Origin of the sequence: Saccharospirillum alexandrii, from assembly GCF_043641555.1 — a bacterium.
GTDB lineage: Bacteria > Pseudomonadota > Gammaproteobacteria > Pseudomonadales > Natronospirillaceae > Saccharospirillum > Saccharospirillum alexandrii_A.
The window spans coordinates 488,948-507,312 of record NZ_JBHZRJ010000004.1 but is presented as its reverse complement, the minus strand read 5'-3'; the positions used below and the strand labels follow the sequence as shown (position 1 = coordinate 507,312).

16 protein-coding genes are annotated in these 18,365 nt (G+C 57.4%); 8 read left to right on the top strand and 8 right to left on the bottom strand.

Annotated features, from left to right (window positions below):
- Positions 1 to 112: 112 nt before the first annotated feature.
- A complete protein-coding gene (xylB, locus tag ACHUE7_RS16865) occupies positions 113 to 1,570 on the top strand; it encodes a xylulokinase (RefSeq protein ID WP_394171043.1) in 1,458 nt (485 codons plus the stop codon).
- Positions 1,571 to 1,613: 43 nt separating this feature from the next.
- Here the strand turns inward: xylB and fbaA are convergent, their stop codons facing one another.
- Together fbaA and ACHUE7_RS16855 are read right to left on the bottom strand one after the other, a co-directional pair.
- Positions 1,614 to 2,693: a class II fructose-bisphosphate aldolase gene (gene fbaA / locus ACHUE7_RS16860; protein WP_394171042.1), complete on the bottom strand. Its 1,080-nt coding sequence runs from the start codon at positions 2,691 to 2,693 to the stop codon at positions 1,614 to 1,616.
- A 275-nt stretch (positions 2,694 to 2,968) separates the two neighbouring features.
- On the bottom strand, positions 2,969 to 4,132 hold the full coding sequence (locus tag ACHUE7_RS16855; protein WP_348474396.1) for a phosphoglycerate kinase: 1,164 nt from the start codon (positions 4,130 to 4,132) through the stop codon (positions 2,969 to 2,971).
- A 196-nt stretch (positions 4,133 to 4,328) separates the two neighbouring features.
- On the opposite strand from ACHUE7_RS16855, the gene udk reads away from it, so the two are divergent.
- Positions 4,329 to 4,964: a uridine kinase gene (gene udk / locus ACHUE7_RS16850; RefSeq protein ID WP_127559461.1), complete on the top strand. Its 636-nt coding sequence runs from the start codon at positions 4,329 to 4,331 to the stop codon at positions 4,962 to 4,964.
- A 466-nt stretch (positions 4,965 to 5,430) separates the two neighbouring features.
- Here the strand turns inward: udk and ACHUE7_RS16845 are convergent, their stop codons facing one another.
- A complete protein-coding gene (locus ACHUE7_RS16845) occupies positions 5,431 to 6,933 on the bottom strand; it encodes a carboxypeptidase M32 (protein WP_394171041.1) in 1,503 nt (500 codons plus the stop codon).
- 209 nt (positions 6,934 to 7,142) lie between these two features.
- Here ACHUE7_RS16845 and ACHUE7_RS16840 point away from each other — a divergent pair, with 209 nt between their 5' ends.
- Both ACHUE7_RS16840 and ACHUE7_RS16835 read left to right on the top strand, forming a co-directional pair.
- Entirely contained in the window at positions 7,143 to 7,673 is a 531-nt protein-coding gene (locus ACHUE7_RS16840) for a putative pterin-binding protein (RefSeq protein WP_394171040.1), read from the top strand.
- 3 nt (positions 7,674 to 7,676) lie between these two features.
- Positions 7,677 to 9,470 carry a response regulator gene (locus tag ACHUE7_RS16835; protein ID WP_394171039.1) on the top strand — a complete coding sequence of 598 codons (1,794 nt, stop codon included), beginning with the start codon at positions 7,677 to 7,679 and terminating at the stop codon, positions 9,468 to 9,470.
- Here the strand turns inward: ACHUE7_RS16835 and ACHUE7_RS16830 are convergent.
- Positions 9,433 to 10,878, bottom strand: coding sequence for a RimK family protein (locus ACHUE7_RS16830; RefSeq protein WP_394171038.1), 1,446 nt, complete (start codon positions 10,876 to 10,878; stop codon positions 9,433 to 9,435). The two genes, ACHUE7_RS16835 and ACHUE7_RS16830, sit on opposite strands and share 38 nt — an antisense overlap.
- A gap of 199 nt (positions 10,879 to 11,077) precedes the next feature.
- On the opposite strand from ACHUE7_RS16830, the gene ACHUE7_RS16825 reads away from it, so the two are divergent.
- The 3 genes from ACHUE7_RS16825 to ACHUE7_RS16815 all read left to right on the top strand — a co-directional run bounded on the left by ACHUE7_RS16825 (position 11,078) and on the right by ACHUE7_RS16815 (position 14,646).
- Entirely contained in the window at positions 11,078 to 12,181 is a 1,104-nt protein-coding gene (locus ACHUE7_RS16825) for a peptidase C39 family protein (protein ID WP_394171037.1), read from the top strand.
- Positions 12,182 to 12,278: 97 nt separating this feature from the next.
- Positions 12,279 to 13,484 carry a serine hydrolase domain-containing protein gene (locus tag ACHUE7_RS16820; protein ID WP_394171036.1) on the top strand — a complete coding sequence of 402 codons (1,206 nt, stop codon included), beginning with the start codon at positions 12,279 to 12,281 and terminating at the stop codon, positions 13,482 to 13,484.
- Positions 13,485 to 13,593: 109 nt separating this feature from the next.
- The gene (locus ACHUE7_RS16815) at positions 13,594 to 14,646 is read left to right on the top strand and encodes a response regulator transcription factor (RefSeq protein WP_394171035.1); all 1,053 of its coding nucleotides are present in this window, start codon (positions 13,594 to 13,596) and stop codon (positions 14,644 to 14,646) included.
- Between the two features lie 19 nt (positions 14,647 to 14,665).
- Here ACHUE7_RS16815 and ACHUE7_RS16810 read toward each other — a convergent pair whose 3' ends face one another.
- From ACHUE7_RS16810 to ACHUE7_RS16795, 4 genes are all read right to left on the bottom strand, one after another.
- A complete protein-coding gene (locus ACHUE7_RS16810) occupies positions 14,666 to 15,616 on the bottom strand; it encodes a PA2778 family cysteine peptidase (protein ID WP_394171034.1) in 951 nt (316 codons plus the stop codon).
- Positions 15,617 to 15,619: 3 nt separating this feature from the next.
- Entirely contained in the window at positions 15,620 to 15,973 is a 354-nt protein-coding gene (locus tag ACHUE7_RS16805) for a PA2779 family protein (RefSeq protein ID WP_394171033.1), read from the bottom strand.
- A 115-nt stretch (positions 15,974 to 16,088) separates the two neighbouring features.
- A complete protein-coding gene (locus ACHUE7_RS16800) occupies positions 16,089 to 16,502 on the bottom strand; it encodes a GFA family protein (protein WP_394171032.1) in 414 nt (137 codons plus the stop codon).
- A 242-nt stretch (positions 16,503 to 16,744) separates the two neighbouring features.
- Positions 16,745 to 17,176, bottom strand: a complete 432-nt coding sequence (locus ACHUE7_RS16795; protein WP_394171031.1) for an Rrf2 family transcriptional regulator — start codon at positions 17,174 to 17,176, stop codon at positions 16,745 to 16,747.
- A 117-nt stretch (positions 17,177 to 17,293) separates the two neighbouring features.
- Here ACHUE7_RS16795 and ACHUE7_RS16790 point away from each other — a divergent pair, with 117 nt between their 5' ends.
- On the top strand, positions 17,294 to 18,193 hold the full coding sequence (locus tag ACHUE7_RS16790; RefSeq protein ID WP_394171030.1) for an NAD(P)/FAD-dependent oxidoreductase: 900 nt from the start codon (positions 17,294 to 17,296) through the stop codon (positions 18,191 to 18,193).
- Positions 18,194 to 18,365 lie beyond the last annotated feature (172 nt).

The following is an 18,365-nucleotide window of genomic DNA, read 5'->3' as shown; positions in this document are numbered from 1 at the left end:
ACAGCCCAATGAACACATTCGTATCCAGCGCCTCCACTGCAATGAACAATTGACGCTAACCGGTCACCCCGGCATTATATTTTGACTTATAAAATAATTATAGGAGCACCCTATGTATCTGGGACTCGACCTCGGCACCTCCGGGTTGAAAGCGGTATTGATCGACACTGCCGGGCAAGTGGTTGATACCGCCAGCGCGAGCCTGACGACGGATTCACCTCAGCCATTGTGGAGTGAGCAGGACACGCAACAGTGGTGGCAGGCCATCCAATCAGTACTGGCGACACTCGGCGGCCGTCAGGATCTGAAACAGATTAAGGGCATTGGCCTGTCGGGTCACATGCACGGGGCGGTGTTAATCGATGCTGATCATCAGGTCATCCGGCCCTGCATTTTGTGGAACGATGGCCGCAGTGCCGCCGAGTGTGCCGAGCTAGAAGCGGCACTGCCGGATTTTCGCGAGCGCAGTGGCAACGTTGCCATGCCCGGCTTTACAGCGCCCAAGGTGCTGTGGGTCAAGCATCATGAACCGGATGCCTTTGCCCGGATTCATAAGGTGCTGCTGCCAAAAGACTATCTGCGCCTGCTGCTCACGGACCGGTGTGTTTCTGAGATGTCGGACGCCGCCGGCACGCTCTGGCTCGACCCGGCCAAACGCGACTGGGACGATGACTTGCTGGCAATTAGCGGTCTCGGTCGGCAACACATGCCCGATCTGATTGAAGGCAGTCAGACGAGCGGCCAACTGACCGAAGCGGCTGCTCAGGCTCTGGGCCTAAACCCGGTTCCGGTTGCCGGTGGGGCCGGTGACAACGCCGCCGGTGCGGTAGGCGTTGGCGTTACCGAGCCAGGCCAGGGGTTTATTTCGCTGGGTACGTCAGGGGTTTATTTTGTCGTGAGCGAGCAGCATTGCGCAGCGCCCGAGCAAACCGTGCATGCCTTTTGCCATTGTCTACCCGGCCGCTGGCACCAGATGTCGGTCATGCTCAGTGCCGCCAGTTGCCTCGACTGGTTTGCCAACATCAGCAATACGACGGTTCCCAAATTGCTCGAAGAGGTTGAGGCCAGCCCTCAAACCGAAACCAGTGTGTTGTTTCTGCCCTATCTCAGTGGTGAACGCACTCCCCATAACAACCCGCTGCTCAGCGCTCAGTTCTTTGGCCTCAACACCCGCTCGCGCCGGGTGGATATGACTCGCGCGATTCTCGAAGGCGTTGCGTTCAGCATGGCCGATGGCGAACAGGCACTGACGGCCGCCGGCACGCCACTGGATGATATTTCGCTGATCGGTGGCGGTGCACGTTCGGCGTTGTGGCGCCAGTTGATTGCGGATGTGTTGCAGCGGCCGCTGCATTTTCGCGAAGGGGGTGAAGTTGGGCCCGGCCTGGGCGCTGCCCGGTTGGCGCAGTTGGCGGTTGAGGGTGACAGCCCGGAGAACATTCGTTCGTTGTGCCCGGCCCCGCCCATTGTGCAGACGCATCAGCCGGATGCGTCTCGGGCGACCTATTACCAGACCAAGCTTGAGCAGTACCGGGCCTTGTATCGACAGACAGCCGCGCTGAACGGCTGAGCCTCAGCCATACGCCCCGGCATGCCGGGGCGAATTCAGTCGATCAGTTGCGATCGACCGCATTCAGGTCGGCAAAGGTTTTTTCCAGTCGGGCACTCATGCTCTCCTGGGCTTTGCGCAGCCAGACACGCGGGTCATAGTATTTCTTGTTCGGGCTGTCTTCGCCTTCGGGGTTACCGATCTGGCTTTGCAAATAGCCTTCGTGCGCCTGGTAGTACTCACGAATGCCGTTCCAGTTGGCCCATTGGGTGTCGGTGTCGATGTTCATTTTGATGACACCATAGCTGATCGATTCTTCGATCTCGGCTTCGGTCGAGCCGGAGCCACCGTGGAAGACAAAATCCAGGGCGTTCTTTTCCAGGCCGAATTTTTCGGAGCAATGCGCCTGGGAATCACGCAGGATAGTCGGCGTCAGTTTGACGTTGCCGGGCTTGTAAACGCCATGCACGTTGCCGAATGAGGCGGCAATGGTGAAGCGCGGGCTGATGGCGTTCAGTTTTTCGTAGGCGTAGGCGACGTCTTCGGGCTTGGTGTAGAGGTTGGAGGCATCGAGATGGCTGTTGTCGACACCGTCTTCTTCACCGCCGGTCACACCCAGTTCGATCTCGAGCGTCATGCCCATTTTGGCCATGCGGGCGAGGTATTCGGAGCAGGTGGCGATGTTTTCTTCCAGCGAGTCTTCTGACAGGTCGATCATGTGCGAGGAGAACAGTGGCTTGCCGGTTTCGGCGTAGAACTTTTCGCCTTCATCGAGCATGCCGTCGATCCACGGCAGCAATTTACGCGCAGCGTGGTCGGTATGCAGAATCACCGGAACGCCATAGGTTTCAGCAACGGCATGCACGTATTTGGCACCGGCGATACCACCGAGCACCTGGGTACCCTGGCCTTCCAGTTTCAACCCTTTACCGGCAAAGAAGCCGGCGCCGCCGTTGGAGAACTGAATGATCACTGGCGATTTCACGCGAGCGGCCGTTTCCAGCACGGCGTTAACGGTATTGGTGTCTATGCAATTCACCGCCGGCAGTGCGAACTTCTCGGCCTTGGCGATGGCAAAAATTTTCTGAACGTCGTCGCCGGTCACAACACCGGGTTTTACTACGTCGAGTACTTTTTGAGACATGAGTCGTATCCTCTGCTGTCGATGAACGGCACCCCATCCAGTGGCTACCGCTTATTGTTGTCTGGTCTCGGGCACCGCTGGCTATCTTGCCAGGAGGTCGTGTCAGGCACCGGGCAGTCCTGGTTGGGGTCGGCGTGAATCCGTCCGTGGAGCCTAGACCGCAGCATCCCTGCTGCGGACTACCCCAACCAGAACTACCCGGCACCTGACACTCAATGTGGTGCCAACTCTTAGTACTGAAAACTGAGTACTGAGTACTAAAAGCTATCCTTTCCTCAACCTTTGGCGCGTTGTTCCAGAATTTCAACGGCAGGCAGTACTTTGCCTTCCACAAATTCCAGGAAAGCACCGCCGCCAGTGGAAATGTAGGAGAAACGGTCTTCCATGCCGAATTTTTGCACCGCCGCGATCACATCGCCACCACCCAGCACAGAGAATGCACCAGAGTCGGCAATGGCTTCAGCAACGTCACGGGTGCCGTGGGCGAAGTTATCAAATTCAAAAACGCCACAGGGGCCATTCCACAGAATGGTTTTGGCGTTCTTGATCACTTCGGCAAAGCGCTTGGCCGTTTCCGGGCCGAGGTCCATGATTTCCTCGTCGTCCTGCACCTGATCAACCGGCTTAATCACGGCTTCGGCTTTGGGGCTGAACTCTTTGCCGACGCGTACGTCGATCGGCTCGGGGATATCGAGTTCTTCCATCAGCTTTTTCGCCTGCGGAATCAGGTCTTTCTCGTGCAGGGAGTTACCCACATTGTAGCCGCGCGCGGCGACAAAGGTGTTGGAAATGCCACCACCGACAATCAGCTGATCGCAGACTTTCGACAGGCTTTCCAGCACGGTCAGCTTGGTCGATACCTTGGCGCCGCCGACAATGGCGACCATGGGCCGGGCCGGGTTATCCATGGCTTTGGCGAGGGCTTCCAGTTCGCCGGCAAGCAGCGGGCCAGCACAGGCGACGGGGGCGTACTTGGCGACACCATGGGTAGAAGCCTGAGCGCGGTGGGCGGTGCCAAAGGCGTCCATGACGTAGACGTCGCACAGGGCGGCCATTTTCTTCGACAGGGCGTCGTCGTTTTTCTTTTCGCCTTTGTTGAAGCGAACGTTCTCCAACATGACGACCGAGGCGTCGGTGTCGACACCGTCAACCCAGTCGCGAATCAACGGGATGTCCTGCCCGAGCAGTTGGCTCATGTAGGCAGCAACAGGGGCCAGTGATGCTTTTTCGTCGAATTCGCCCTCTTCCGGACGGCCCAGGTGCGACATGATCATGACCTTGGCGCCCTGCTCGAGGGCTGCTTTAATGGTCGGCAGCGAGGCGGTAATGCGGTTATCCGAGGTGACCTTGCCCTGGTCATCCAGTGGCACGTTCAAGTCCTGACGGATCAGTACGCGCTTACCGGCCAGATCGAGGTCAGACATTTTGATCACAGACATGGCAGTTCCTTAGGGGACGTCGTTTAAAATGGGATCGCCATTGTAGACCCTGTAGGGCCGAGAATCACGGGGTCTGTAATTTTATTACAAGTCGCCCGCTGCCTGTTTTTCCTGAACATTTGATCAAAGACAAGTCTGCGGTGCCTTGCTACAATGCTTACCCAGCCATTCTTTAGTCATTTGCTGGAAGCCTTTCATGTCTGTCACCCCCATTTTCATCGGCATCGCCGGTGCCTCTGCCTCCGGCAAGAGCCTGCTTGCAGGCACGATCTATCAGGAATTGAAACAGGAGCTGGGCGACTCGGCACTGGCGATCATCAAGGAAGACAGCTATTACCGCGAGCAGGGCAACCTGACCATCGAAGAACGCACGGAAATCAATTACGACCACCCCAATGCCTTCGATCACGACTTGCTGATCCAACACATGGATGCGCTGCATTCGGGCAAGGACGTCGAGATCCCGATCTACGATTACACCATTCACAATCGCTCCGACCAGACGTTCCCGCTCAAGCCCGCCCGCATCGTCATCATTGAGGGCATTCTGCTGTTGCACGACAAAGCCATTCGCAAGCGCCTCGACGCCAAGGTGTTCATGGACACCCCACTCGATATCTGCCTGTTACGCCGCCTGCAACGCGACATCGCCGAGCGTGGCCGCACGGTCGAATCGATCATTGAGCAATACAAGCGTACGGTCCGGCCGATGTTTCTGGAGTTCATCGAACCGACCAAGCAATTCGCCGACATCATCGTGCCTCGCGGCGGCAAAAACCGCGTTGCCATTGAGATGCTCAAAGCGCGTATTTTGCAGATGTTGGATGATTGAGTAGTCAGTGGTTGCTTAAACTTCCAACTACAGCGGTTATTTTTGTATTGGTGGCTTTTAGTACGTGCAGGCCACCGGGTAGGCCTTTGCGGGGTCGGCGTGAACCCATCCATGGGGCCTAGACCGTAGCATCCATGCTACGGACTTCCCCGAAAAGGCCTACCCGGCAGCCTGCACTTAATTTGTTGCCTAAACCTAATCTAGACCAGCCCCCAATATACACACTCGTTATGCGACACGATTTCTTGCCAATCCGTCTTGCCTGGATGCTCCGCAAGAGTCTTAGCAACTGGTTTTATGGGAGGAGGAGGTGGCACCCAACTTAGTGCTGGGTGCCGGGTATGCCTATCTGGGGTAGTCCACAGCAGGGATGCTGTGGTCTAGGCTCCATGGAGGGATTCACGCCGACCCCAGATAGGCATACCCGGCATTCAGCACGAACTCCCGCTACTGACACAACCCAACATTAAGCCGACAAGTACCGCGACTGAAGATGGTCCAGGAAGTAATCGGGGTTCAGCACTTCGCTGGTGGCCTGGGTCATCAGGTTGTCGTAATTGTTAAAGCGACCCTGTTGCCAGATGTTTCGCGACAGCCAGTCGAAGATCGGCGCCAGGTCCAGGCGGGCTATTCGTTCGGCAACGTCCGGGACATCGCGCAGCAGAGCGGCGTGCAGTTGGGCGGCGTTCAGGGCACCCAGGGTGTAGGAGGGGAAGTAGCCGATGGCGCCCATGGGCCAGTGGATGTCCTGCATCGGGCCGTTGCGGTAGTCGCCTCGGGTATCGAGCCCCAGCAGGTCGGACATGGCCTGGTTCCAGCGCTCGGGGATGTCTTTGACGCTGGCGTTGCCAAGGATGATGTCGCGCTCCAGTTCGTAACGCAGGATGACGTGTGACGGGTACGTCACCTCGTCGGCATTTACCCGAATCAGGCCCGGCTCTACCCGGGTGTAGAGGGCGTGCAGGTTGTCGGCACTGAAGGCCGGGTCGTCACCTAGGTGCTGTCGCACCATCGGAGCGATGGCATCGATAAAGGGGCGGGAGCGGCCCAGTTGCATTTCAAAGAACAGGCTCTGGCTTTCGTGCACACCCATGCCCATCGCCTGCCCGACGGGTTGGCTGGTCCAGGCTTGTGGTAAGCCGGTTTCATAGCGGGAATGGCCGGTTTCGTGGATCACGCCCATCAGGCCTTCGATAACGTTGTGTTCATCGTAACGGGTGGTAATGCGGCTGTCGGCCGGCACGCCGCCGCTAAACGGGTGAACCGTCTGGTCGAGACGACCGGCGTCGAAATCGAACCCCAGGGTCGACATCAGGGCTCGTGCCAGGGCGTCCTGCTGCGTAATGGCGATGGGTCGTTCCGGTTTATTCGGGGTAGGTCGCTGCGACTGGCGTTCCAGAATCTGTTGCAGCGTACCTGGCAGTTCGGCCTTCAACCGGTCGAACACCGGGTCAACGCGGCTCATGGTCGTGCCAGGGTCAAACTGATCCATCAGGGCGTCGTAGGCATTGGCGTAGCCGCGGTCGGCGCCCAATGCGTCCTGATAGGCAGCGGCCGCTTCGCCCGCCAGATCGAACACCTGTTGCAGCAGGGGCTCGAAACCGGCCCAGTCGTTGTTGGGCCTGAGGGTGCGCCAGGCGTGTTCGCATTCACTGCTGGCCAGCGACTGGGCTTCGACCAGATCTTTGGGAATGGCCCGGGTCTGTTGCCAGGACCGTTTCATTTCACGCAGGTTGGCTTGCTGCCAGTCGGTGAGGTTGGATTCCTGTTCTGCCTCGGCAAAGCGGTCGGAAAGACGCTCGTCCTGCAGTATCTCGGTTCGCAGAACGGTCAGTTCAGCCATGGCCTTACTGCGGGCCGCGTTGCCCTTGGGCGGCATCATCACATGCTGGTCCCAGCTCAGCATGGCCTCGGCATGGCCCAGTTGGGCCAGGCGATGAAAGGTTTTCTCCAGTGTCGAGTAACTCATAGCATTCCCCGGTATGTCTGTGGCCGTACTTGAACGGTGATTGCACCATGATCGGACATCCGGTCTGTGCTGTCACGGGTACAATGGGCTATTTCGCTGGCTGATCCTCACCTGAGGCGCTGCAAAGTCGGCTCGTTCACACTTTACCTATCGACACCTCCTTCGCGGTTTTCTATGCTCTTACCATTCCCTTCGCAGAAGTAGTTTCCATGCAATCAGCTCCCAACCCTACTCGTCATGCACCCGCTGTTATGGTCAGCTACCGCGGTGTGCTAAAGCCGGTTCGCCGTGCCTTATGGCGGGTGTCGGTTCTGATTGCCCTGGTGGTACCTGCCTGGGCAGAACCCCTGCTGATAACCGGGCCTGACGGCGAGTTCAGCTTCAGCCAGGAAGACATTTTGGCGCTGTCGGATCAGGAAGTGGTTACCGAAACCCCCTGGACTGATGGCAGCCTGACCTTTCGCGGAGCGCCGCTGGCCGCAGTACTCGCTGAAGCGGGGATCGAGCAGGGCTGGGTGAATGCCCGGGGGCTGAACAATTATTCCATCAACCTACCGGTTAACCAGGTACTGGCGGCGCACGCCTTTCTGGCGGTACACATGAACGGCGAGCTGATGCGCATTAAGGACAAGGGCCCGTTCTGGATCGTCTTTCCCTGGAGTGAACACCCCGACCTGCTGACGCGCGATGTCCGTGCCTGGTCGGTCTGGCAGTTACAAGCCTTAAGCGTACTGGACTGAGGCATGTTAAACCGCATTGGATTCATCACCGCCTGGGTGGTGTCGTTCGTGGTCATGCTGATCTGGCTGGGCATGCTGATCGTGCGCGTCTCGGGCGAGATCAATGTGTATCGGGATCAGTTGCGAGACGACCGTGTCTGGCACATCACCCAGTTGCAGCTGGAAATGGAGCGGCTGCGTGGCGCGCTGGCGCTTTACCTGGAGAGCCCCTCCGGCCAGCACCGGGAAGAAGCCTCCATCTCGGCTGAAATTTTATGGAGTCGCACAGCGGTACTGACCCAGGGCGAAACCGGTGATTTCGCGCGCACTTACGACACTCAGGTTTACAACCAGGTCAACAGCATTCTCAACCGCTTGCGTGCCGACGAAGCCCTGATCTATGAGATGTCCACCGACTATGCACGCCGGTTGCTGCCGGTGCTGGAAACCTGGATAGAATCTTTCCGGTATCGCATTACGCGGCTGACTGAAAACGCCATGTCCCAGGCCGATGCCCGCGGAGAGCGAGTACAACAGGCCTACCAGCAAATCCGCACGGTACTGCTAACACTGGGTGCTCTCGGGGCCGGCTTGCTCGTCGTATTGCTGTGGGCCTTCAACCGCAACCGCAATTTGCGCCTGGCGGCCGAAAAGGCCAACCGGGTTCAGTCTTATTTCCTGGCCAATATGAGCCATGAAATCCGCACCCCGCTTAACGGCATTATCGGCACCATTCAGTTGCTCTCTGAATCGCCCGACAAGGAAGAGCACAAGTCACTCATCGGTACGCTCGAGCAATCTTCAGAGGCGCTGTTATCTCAAATTAACGATGTGCTCGATTACAGCCGGCTCGATTCCGGGCACCAGCACCCCGACAACCAGCCGTTCGATCTGGTCGAACTGATCGAGTCGTCCACCCGGGTGTTTTATGCCCAGGCGCGCGCCAAGGGCATTGGTTTGAATTTTGTACCCCCGCCTCAGGCGTCGGCCTGGGTCAATGCAGACGATGCCAAGATCCGCCAGATACTGCTGAACCTGGTGGGCAATGCCATTAAGTTCACCGGGCGCGGCACGGTGGAAGTCAGTATGAATCTGACCGACAAAGACGACGACTACGACGTTTGTCTGCGCGTTAGGGACACTGGCATTGGCATCTCCCGGTCGAAACAATTGCTGTTGTTTCAGCCGTTTCATCAGGCCGATGCCTCGACCAGCCGCCGCTATGGCGGTACCGGGCTCGGGCTGGCGATCAGCCAGCAACTGGCCCAGCTGCTGGGCGGACGCATTGAGCTCGACAGCCAGTTCGGTCGTGGCAGTGAATTCCGCCTGGTGCTGACCCTGCCCAAAATTGACCCGCCTTCGGCTCGCCTAAACATCCAAACAGAGCCCGAACGCTCGCACCCGGCACTGACCGGTTCGGTGCTGGTGGCAGAAGACAACCCGGTCAACCAGACCATTGCCCGGCGCATGCTGGAAAAGGCCGGCGTAACCGTGACGCTGGTCAGCGACGGTCATCAGGTGTTGGAGCGCTGTGCCCGGGAGCGCTTCGACCTGATTCTGATGGACGTTCAAATGCCGGGCCTCGACGGGCTCGACGCCACCCGGCAACTGATCGCCCGGGGCGACCCGACCCCCATTGTTGCACTCACCGCCAATGCCACCGCTGAAAGCCACCACAGCTGCCTGGAAGCTGGCATGTCGGATTTCATCACCAAGCCGTTTCGCTACCAGCAATTGCAGCAAGTGCTGCTGCGCTACTTAGCCGTTAAACCGGCCCCCGTTAACGGCGATCAAGACGCTGACGGAACTCACTCATAATGGTGTCGTAAAGCCCGTCGCCGGACCAGGCGTCTTCCACGCCACTGTCGATCGAGGGGTTATCGTTTACTTCAATGATGTAAACGTCGTCGCCACGCTGCTTCAGATCGACACCATACAAGCCATCGCCAAAGGCACTGGCAACATCCAGCGCTGCCTTCAACACCACGCGCGGCGCTTCATGCGTTGGCACGGTCTCAAAGCCGCCACTTTGCTGGCTGGGCTTGGCCGAATGGTTGTAGATCTGCCAGTGACCCTTGGCCATGAAATAGCGGCAGGCGTATATGGCCCGGCCGTTGAGCACGCCAATGCGCCAGTCATAATCGGTCGGCACATAAGCCTGGGCCAGAATGATGGCGCTTTGCTTGAGCAGCTCATCAACGGTCTTCTTCAGGCTCGCCAGATCGGCCACCTTAACCACGCCCTTTGAAAACGAGCCATCCGGAATCTTGATCACCATGGGAAAGCCGAGTGAGGTCTCCAGATCCGCCAGCACGCTGTGTTGCGTGGAAGTAATGGCCCGGCTGTTCGGCGCGGGCAAATGCCGGGTGCGGATCAGGTCGGCCAGGTAAATCTTGTTGGTACAGCGCAAGATGCTGTCCGGGTCGTCCATCACCACCATGCCTTCGTGGGCCGCCTTGCGCGAAAAGCGATAGGTGTGGTGGTTCACGTTGGTGGTTTCACGAATGAACAGGGCGTCGTATTCGGCCAGGCGGTAGTAATCTGACGGCTGAATAAAATCGACATCCATGCCCTGGCGGTGCGCGGCCCGTTCAAACTTTTTCAGAGCGCCCTTATCACTGGGCGGCGTGGTTTCCTTGTCGTTGATCAGAATCGCCAGGTCGTAGCGGTAACGGCGCTGGGCGCGCGGCGCGCGCCAGACTTTCCTGGAAAACCGCTCCAGGCTTTCGGCAAACACACCCTCTTCCGGCTCGGACAATGAGTGCAGACCCAATGCCTTAATCGACGCCAGTTGCCAGTTGGTTTTCTTGTGTACCGTCACGCTCAGAATGGGCACCGGGAACCGTTCGAACAATTGCCGCGATGCTTCCGCAAGCCCCGGGAACTCGCATTGCCCGAAATAGATGTTCCAGCGCCAGCGGGTCTCTTCACCGGCCAGGGTGTTTAACGGCTTTTGAATGCTGTGATCCAGCACGCCATAAACGGCCGGCTGCGCCAGGTCGGTCAGCGTTTTTACCGACGGAATGACCTTGTGGCCACGCGCTTCGGCCAGCAGCGAGACATAATAGCCCCGGCTCTGGTACTGATAGTTGCGGCACAGGTTGATGATGCGATGTGGCGTCAGCGGCGATTCATCGATATAACGCTGCGCCGAGGTGACGTCGTCTGAAGGGTAGTAGGCTTTCCAGTCCGAATCACGGTCGATAACCAGTTTTAACGTAGTCACTAGGGTCCTTTTTGCATTCCAGGTTGCGGGCTTAACCGGGTGACCATCACTCCGATCCCGCAGGCGTTGAAAGTGTGCGCTACACGGTTGAAAACGCAAGATGGCCGGGTGTGATATTTATGGAAATCCACCCTCTGCTGACCGCTTTTTTAACCTAGTCTATACAAGCTCATTCATCCAACCGCCAGGAACTGTCTTTATGCAAATTCGGCTTGCCCGCCCAGCCGATCTCGGTGCCCTTGTTTCGCTCGAAAACCAATGCTTCGATTACGACCAGATCAGCCGCCGCAGCTTTCAGCGTTTTATGCGCCAGCCGCAAGACCGGTTGCTCGTTGCCGAAAGCGACGAGGGCACTCTATTGGGTTACGGCCTGTTGTTGCACCGGCGCGGCACCGTATTGGCGCGCATATACTCGCTGGCTGTCTCGCCTGATGCGCGTGGCATGGGTCTGGGCAAACAGCTTTTACAGGCACTGGAAACCGAAGCCATCGACACCCAGTGCCGCTTTGTGCGACTTGAAGTGCGCGACGGCAATGCAGCGGCCCTGGCGCTCTACAAAGCGCAAGGTTATAAAATCCTGCAGCGTCGAAACGGGTACTATGTGGATGGAGGCGACGCTTTTTCCCTCGAAAAACGGCTGCACAGTCAACTGTCGCAACACCCGTTGCGACCCTATTACCCTCAGTCGACGCCGTTCACCTGTGGACCGGCCGCATTAATGATGGCCCTGAACCATATCGACCCGGCACAACCGCTGAACCGGGCCCAGGAGATTCAGCTGTGGCGCGAAGCCACGACCGTCTATATGACCACCGGCCTTGGTGGCACATCGCCCCTTGGGCTGGCACTGGCCGCCGATAAACGCGGTTTTGAAGCCGAAGTATGGGCCAGCCATCTGGAGCCGCCTTTTATTGACAGTGTGCGTGTTGAGCACAAGCGCCAGGTCATGATTGATGTTCACAACCAGTTTCTGGAAGAAGCCCAAGCCAGGGGCATTGGGCTGCATCAGCGTGTACTGATGGCGAATGAAGCCCATGACCTGCGCCAGGCCGGATGGCAAATTCTGGTACTGATCAGCACCTGGAGACTGAATCGCAACAAAGCCCCGCACTGGGTCTGGTGGGTTGGCGAAGACGAGCACCACGCCTACCTGAACGACCCGGAAATTGATGAAGACGAGGCCCAGTCCGCCTTCGACAACCAGTTTATGCCGGTGCCCATAGAAGCGATGGACGCCATGACCCGCTATGGCAAGCAACGCTTTCGGGCGGCTGTGCTGGTGCGCAAAACAGATCAGGTGTGATCAGCAACCCAACCCCTGCATTTGCAGAGGTTACTCCCGCTACTTAATCTCCCTAGCATGAAGGTGACCATCCCAAAACAATAACAGGAGTCACCGCATGAACCCGACCAAACCCCTCGCCGTTGCAGCACTGTCCTGCACGCTGTCTCTGTTGAGCCCGGCCATGGCAGAACCCATCGACTGGACCAGCGATACGCTGTTAGGCGCCCGGGCCAGTATGTTTTTCCCGGGCCTGAATTACCTGACTTTCCAACACATGAACAAACTCTTTGCCACCCGGACCGTTGCCGCCGGCAGTCAAGCCTGGCACCTGCCGTCAGACGCCACGGCGTTGAACGGTCCGTTCCAATTCGAAGGTGAGGACTACGACCTGGAAGCCTTCCTGGAAAAAACCAGAACAAACGGCTTGCTGGTCATCAAAGACGGAACCATCGTTCACGAGCAATATCGAAACAGCATGACTCCGGCTACCCGGCATACGGTGTTCTCCATGTCCAAATCCATTATCGCCACCCTCATCGGCATCGCCCAGAGCGAAGGCGCTATCGGTAGCCTGGATGACAAGGTCACCGACTATTTACCGGCCATGGCGGGCTCCGGCTACGATGGCGTGACGATTGAGCAAGTGCTTAGCATGCGCTCCGGCGTTAACTGGGAAGAGCGCTATGAATTCGGCAGTGACACACAACTGACCGAAGTACACGACAACGCGCTGGTCGCCTATAACTACCGCTGGTGCGATTACGCCGAACGCTCCGGACCAAAGGTGACGCCCGGCGAAGCCTTTAACTATGCCACGCTGGATACCAGCGTTCTGGGCTGTCTGCTGGCAGCAGCAACCGGCACCAAGGTTTCCGAATATATGTCTGAAAAACTCTGGCAGCCTGCCGGCATGGAGCACCCGGGTTACTGGATTATGGACGGGCCGGAACCGGTCGGCGATGAATTCTATGGTGCAGGGTTTAACGCCACCCTGCGAGACCTGGGACGTTTCGGGCTGATGATGCTCAATGACGGGCAAGCCAATGGCCGCCAGGTCGTACCGTCCGACTGGGTGAGTGCTTCCACCATACCGGACGCTGGCTATGAACCTTACGAGCCAGGCGCATCGCTGGGCTACCAATACCAGTGGTGGACTCTGACCGATTCCGATGCCTACGCCGCCATTGGCCTGTTCAATCAGTTCATCTACATCGACCCCGAGCGCGATGTGGTCATCGTCAAGTTAAGTTACTCGACTGACCCGCTGGGCTGGGAAGAACCGAACATCAACTTTTTCAAAGCAGTTGCTGAACAGCTTTAACAGTGATCAGCCAACCCCCCGGCTTTGACAAGGCCGGGGGTCAGCGGTATACCTGCAGTTGAACAGTGGCGAGGCTATTTAGCCTCGCTCAACCGTCTGGGAGACCGCCATGAGCCCAACCACCACTCAGTTGCGTGCCTTCAGTCAGTGCCTGCTGAACCTCCCCGACCCGACAGCCACCACCGATCCTGAAGCCTGGCTGCTAAACGCCGTAACTGCCCTGCAGTCACTGGTCCCGTTCGATTCAGCCTGGTGGGGCCAGGTAGAGGCCGATTCTCCTCACGGCGATGCTAAGAACCTGATGCACGGCAGCATCGGGCTGAGTCCTCAGTTTGCCGAGGAGTGGAACGCAATATCCCAGAATGACAACTTTGCGCGAACGTCTATCAGCCAATTGGGCAAGGCCATTCTCTACAATAGCTCCACTGAAGATGAAAAACCGGGAGGCGCCACTGTTAACGCCTTTGCCCGCCGCCACCGGCTTTACCATTGTTTGGCAGTGACATTGCAGTTCCAGCCAAGTGGACTGTTGTTTTTCATTTCCATTTATCGAAACGAGACCCGGACGGGTTTTACCCGGCTGGATGCCCTCTGGCTTGAAGAGTACGGCACACACCTGCTGAATGGCTGGATTCGCTGCCTGCGCCAGGCTAACTATGGCCGTTTTCGCAACCACTGGGACAGTGCTGCACTGACCACATCGACCGGCCGCATACTCTACATCGGCAAACAGTTAGGCCGGGTGCTGGGCGAACGTTTTAAAGACTGGCAAGGCACCGTACTGCCCAGCCTTCTGTTGGATACCCTGCCTACGTCACAACAGCAGCCTTGTCACCCGCGCGACCGAACCGGCCTTATGGTGCAACCTTGTGGCAAACTCGCCTCACTGACACTCACTCAACATGAAGACGGCCTTCCTCCACCGCGCGAGCTGAGCGCAGCGTTGTTGTACGCCCAGGGTCAGTCCTACAAGGAGGTGGCAAGGTCGTTAGGCTTAACGCCTGCAACCGTGCGAACCTACCTGCGTCAGGTTTATGGTCAGTTGGGCGTGAGCAACAAAGTGGCCTTGGCCAATGCCCTGCAGAGCGCAGGTTACCAAGTTGAACCGGACTTCACGCCAAACGATCCGCCACCTGGATTAGGGGCCGCCGTGTCCGAATAACCGCGAGGCGGAAAATGCACTATTCGTTATTGGCCTGCCAGGCTTGCCAGGCGCTTCGGTAGCGCTCGCCCTGCTCGTCAGCCAGACGGTTCGCGACACGGGCAGGCTCATAAGCCGCTTCGTATTCTTGCTGACGCATCAGAGCCCAGGCCAGATTATGGTGTGCAGCGGCACTATCGGCATCAAGCCTGAGTGCGTGCTGGTAGGCGTGCTGGGCGGCTGCAAACTGCTGTTGGCGATACCGAACGTTGCCGAGGCCCATCCAGGCGATCAATTGTTCGGGCCAACGCTCTGTAGCCGCCTGGTAGGCCAGTGCGGCCGCCTCGAATTGTTCCGCCTGCTCCAGTCCGGCCGTTGCTTCCAGATAGGCGGTGGGCTCTGCGTTGACCGGAAACTCACCCGGCCGGTGCATGGTCATCGCCCAGTAATCGCCACCGCGCCACTCCAGTTCGAAGCGTCTGAAATCGCGCTCCAGGCCAGCCGTTGTGCCGGAATGCAATACCATGACTGCATCGTCCAGATCGTAGCCAATGACAACGGCATAATGCCAGACCGGATAAAAGCCAAAACCGAGGTTCTGAAACACGAGAACGGGGTGCCCCGCCTCCAGTTGCTCAAGCAGAGTAGAAAAGCGGGTGTCGTGCACGTAGGGGAGTAGCCCCTGGCGTCGGGTCGCCGCCAACATTTCGGCCTTCAAACTGCCCTGGCGGGATTCAATAAAAACCTGATCCACCAGCTCATCAGGCTGTATCGGTTTACCCTGATGGATCATCAACATTGCCAGGCTGGCCGGGCCGCATTGATAGGCTTCCTGAGGAAAGAAGGGGATCTCGTTTAAAAGCACCTGATCGGACAGGCCGGTAACAGCAGGCTCGGTTGATAACTGCTCATACTGCAAAGTGCCCGAGGCGCACCCGGTTAAAAAGCCGGCCGCTATTAGCAGCGACCAGCCCGCTTGCCGTAACGACACGCCTTAACGCAGCAGCAGAATCAGTATGATGACAACGAGGATCAGGGCGACGGAACCACCAGCGGGTTCATCAGCCATATGCTGGGACAAATACTGGAGTTCGGTGTTGGTCAGCGCCGCAACGCGATCGGAGGCCTCTTCGGGAGAGATGCCGTAATCGATCAGCTGCTGTTGAACATCCCCGCGCGCAATGAGGGACTGCAGTTCATCACGGGTTAGGGTACCGCTTTGTTCCTGCAACAGGGTTTCGGTGCCGACAATATCGGCCACAGCCAGTTGCGAGCCCAAACTGCCGATAACCAAGGTAGTAACCAGCGAAACAACGGTAATCCAGCGAGGCAATCTACTTAGTTTCATGACGATCTCCTACTTGTTTGTGATGCATCGATTCGACTTTATCAGGTTGTCACACAGCCTACCTGATTTTTTGTCAATCGTGTGTACCCGATCACTTGTTGCGATGGTGCGGCAATCAGGAATAGCGCTCAAACGCCTCATCCCGGGTCAGGTTCTCGGTCTGCTCCGCAAACGAATAACAGCTGGGTTTCTGATCAATAAAGATCTGCAGATTAAAGGCCCAGTTGGTATCCCCCGCAAACAACCCCACCGGAATGGCGTATTCACCTGTACCTTTCAGGCGGTAATACAGATGCGTGCCACACTCGTGGCAGAATCCGCGCTCGGCCCATTGCGACGATGAATAGGCGGTCACCGCTTCCTCACCATCAATGACCACCGAACCGCCACAATCTACCGATAAAAAAGGTCCGCCACCCCAAGTCTGGCACTGTGTGCAGTGGCAAGCCACCAAGTGCAGTTTCTCCGGGTTGGCCGTAATACGAACTTTGCCACAAAGGCAGGCGCCGGTCTGTTCGCTGGCTGACATTGGTGGTTCTCCCTTGTTGGTCGTTTGCCACCCATAACACTATAGCAGGCTGTTGCAATTAAAAGAATTTCAGCCGCCTGCTACCGGAACATGGACGATCCGACAAAATTGATGACTGTTAATTCATTGATTTTGCGAGAGAAGCAAAAATCGCAATTTTTTGGTTCTCGTGTTTTGAAAAAGGCAGGAAGTCTTTTTCAACTACCTAATAGAACGCCCCGGCCAAACTCCATGCCGAGTCGCTACCCGTCAGAACGAGCAGGACGCTTGAACTCAGCCCCCAGAATATCCAGAGTTATCTCACCAAAGCGCTCCAGCATAAGCGCTTCTGCCTCATTCATTACATCCTTCAGCGCAACGTTTACCGCGTGCTCTATTGGGCACTGGGTGTGCTCGTCGGTCAGGCCGATGGTAAAAATCGAGCTGTCGCCCAGGGCCTTGTGAATGTCCAACAAGGTCAGCTCACTCAGGGGTTTCGACAAAGACCAGCCACCGCTGTGCCCTTTAACGGATTGCACATAACCCTGATCACGCAACAGCGCCATAGTACGGCGCACCACCACCGGGTTGGTACTGAGCATCTCGGCCAGTACATCCGAGGTAACAGGGGCATCAAAGGCTTCCAGATGCACCAGTACGTGCAATACCCGGGATAATCGGCTGTCTTTTCTCATAATTCACCTATTCAATGAACCTCAATCCTATCATGGAACTTTTTATGTTACATGTGTTGCGCTCGTGCATTGCTTGATGTAACAATATGAGTTACATGATACAGGTAAGGAATCGCCATGAACGTTGATGTGCTCATAATCGGGGGCAGTTTTGCAGGCCTGGCTGCCGCCATGCAACTGGTGCGCGCACGCAAAAAGGTGGTTGTGATTGACGCCAACTCACCGCGCAACCGCTTTGCGGAAGCCTCACACGGCATATTTTGCCTAGATGGCAAAACACCCGCCGAGATTCGCGCTACGGCTCTGGCCCAGTTGCGTGCTTACCCAACCTTTGAATTAATGGAAGACAGCGCGAGCGCCATCGAACCATCACCTGAGGGTTTCACGGCAACCACTGAACGTGGCCAGCGTTTGATCGCAAAGCGGGTGATTCTGGCCATGGGCATTACCGACTCACTGCCGGCCATACCGGGCGTTCAGGAGCGCTGGGGCAAAACCGTGATTCATTGCCCCTACTGCCACGGCTACGAACTCAGCGACCGGTCCCTTGGCGTTCTGGCCACCAGCGAGATGTCATTTCACCAGGCCGCCATGATTCCAGACTGGGGCGCAACCACGCTCTTTACGCAGGGCCAGTTCAAGCCAGAAGGCGACACGCTTCAGCACCTGCTGTCACGAGGCGTTACCCTCGAACACTCACCGATTGTCGAGGTTCTGGGCACCGATGCTGACGTTGAAGGCGTATTGCTGTTGGACGGCCGCACGGTACCTATTCAAGGCCTGTATGTAGGCCCGAGAATTACGTTGACCTCGCCTTTGATCGAACAACTGAAACTGGAGATTGAGGAAACACCATTGGGCTCCATCGTTAAAGTGGATGCCATGAAGGAAAGTTCAGTCAAAGGAATATACGCAGCGGGTGATCTATCCAACCCCATGCAAAACGGCACCTTCGCCATCGCATCGGGCACCATGGCAGGCGTTGCGGTTCACCGGTCGCTGATATTTGACGAGTAGGAAAAGAACGTTCATTCAGCGGCCATGGTACGCGGCGGCAGCCAGTGGGGCCTCTGCGCGGTCGGCGTAAATCCTTCCATGGAGCCTAGGCCGCAGCATCCCTGCTGCGGACTCCCCCGCAGAGGCCCAACTGGCAGCCGCCGCTCGCTTTGTGCGGTTGCCTGGACTTGAT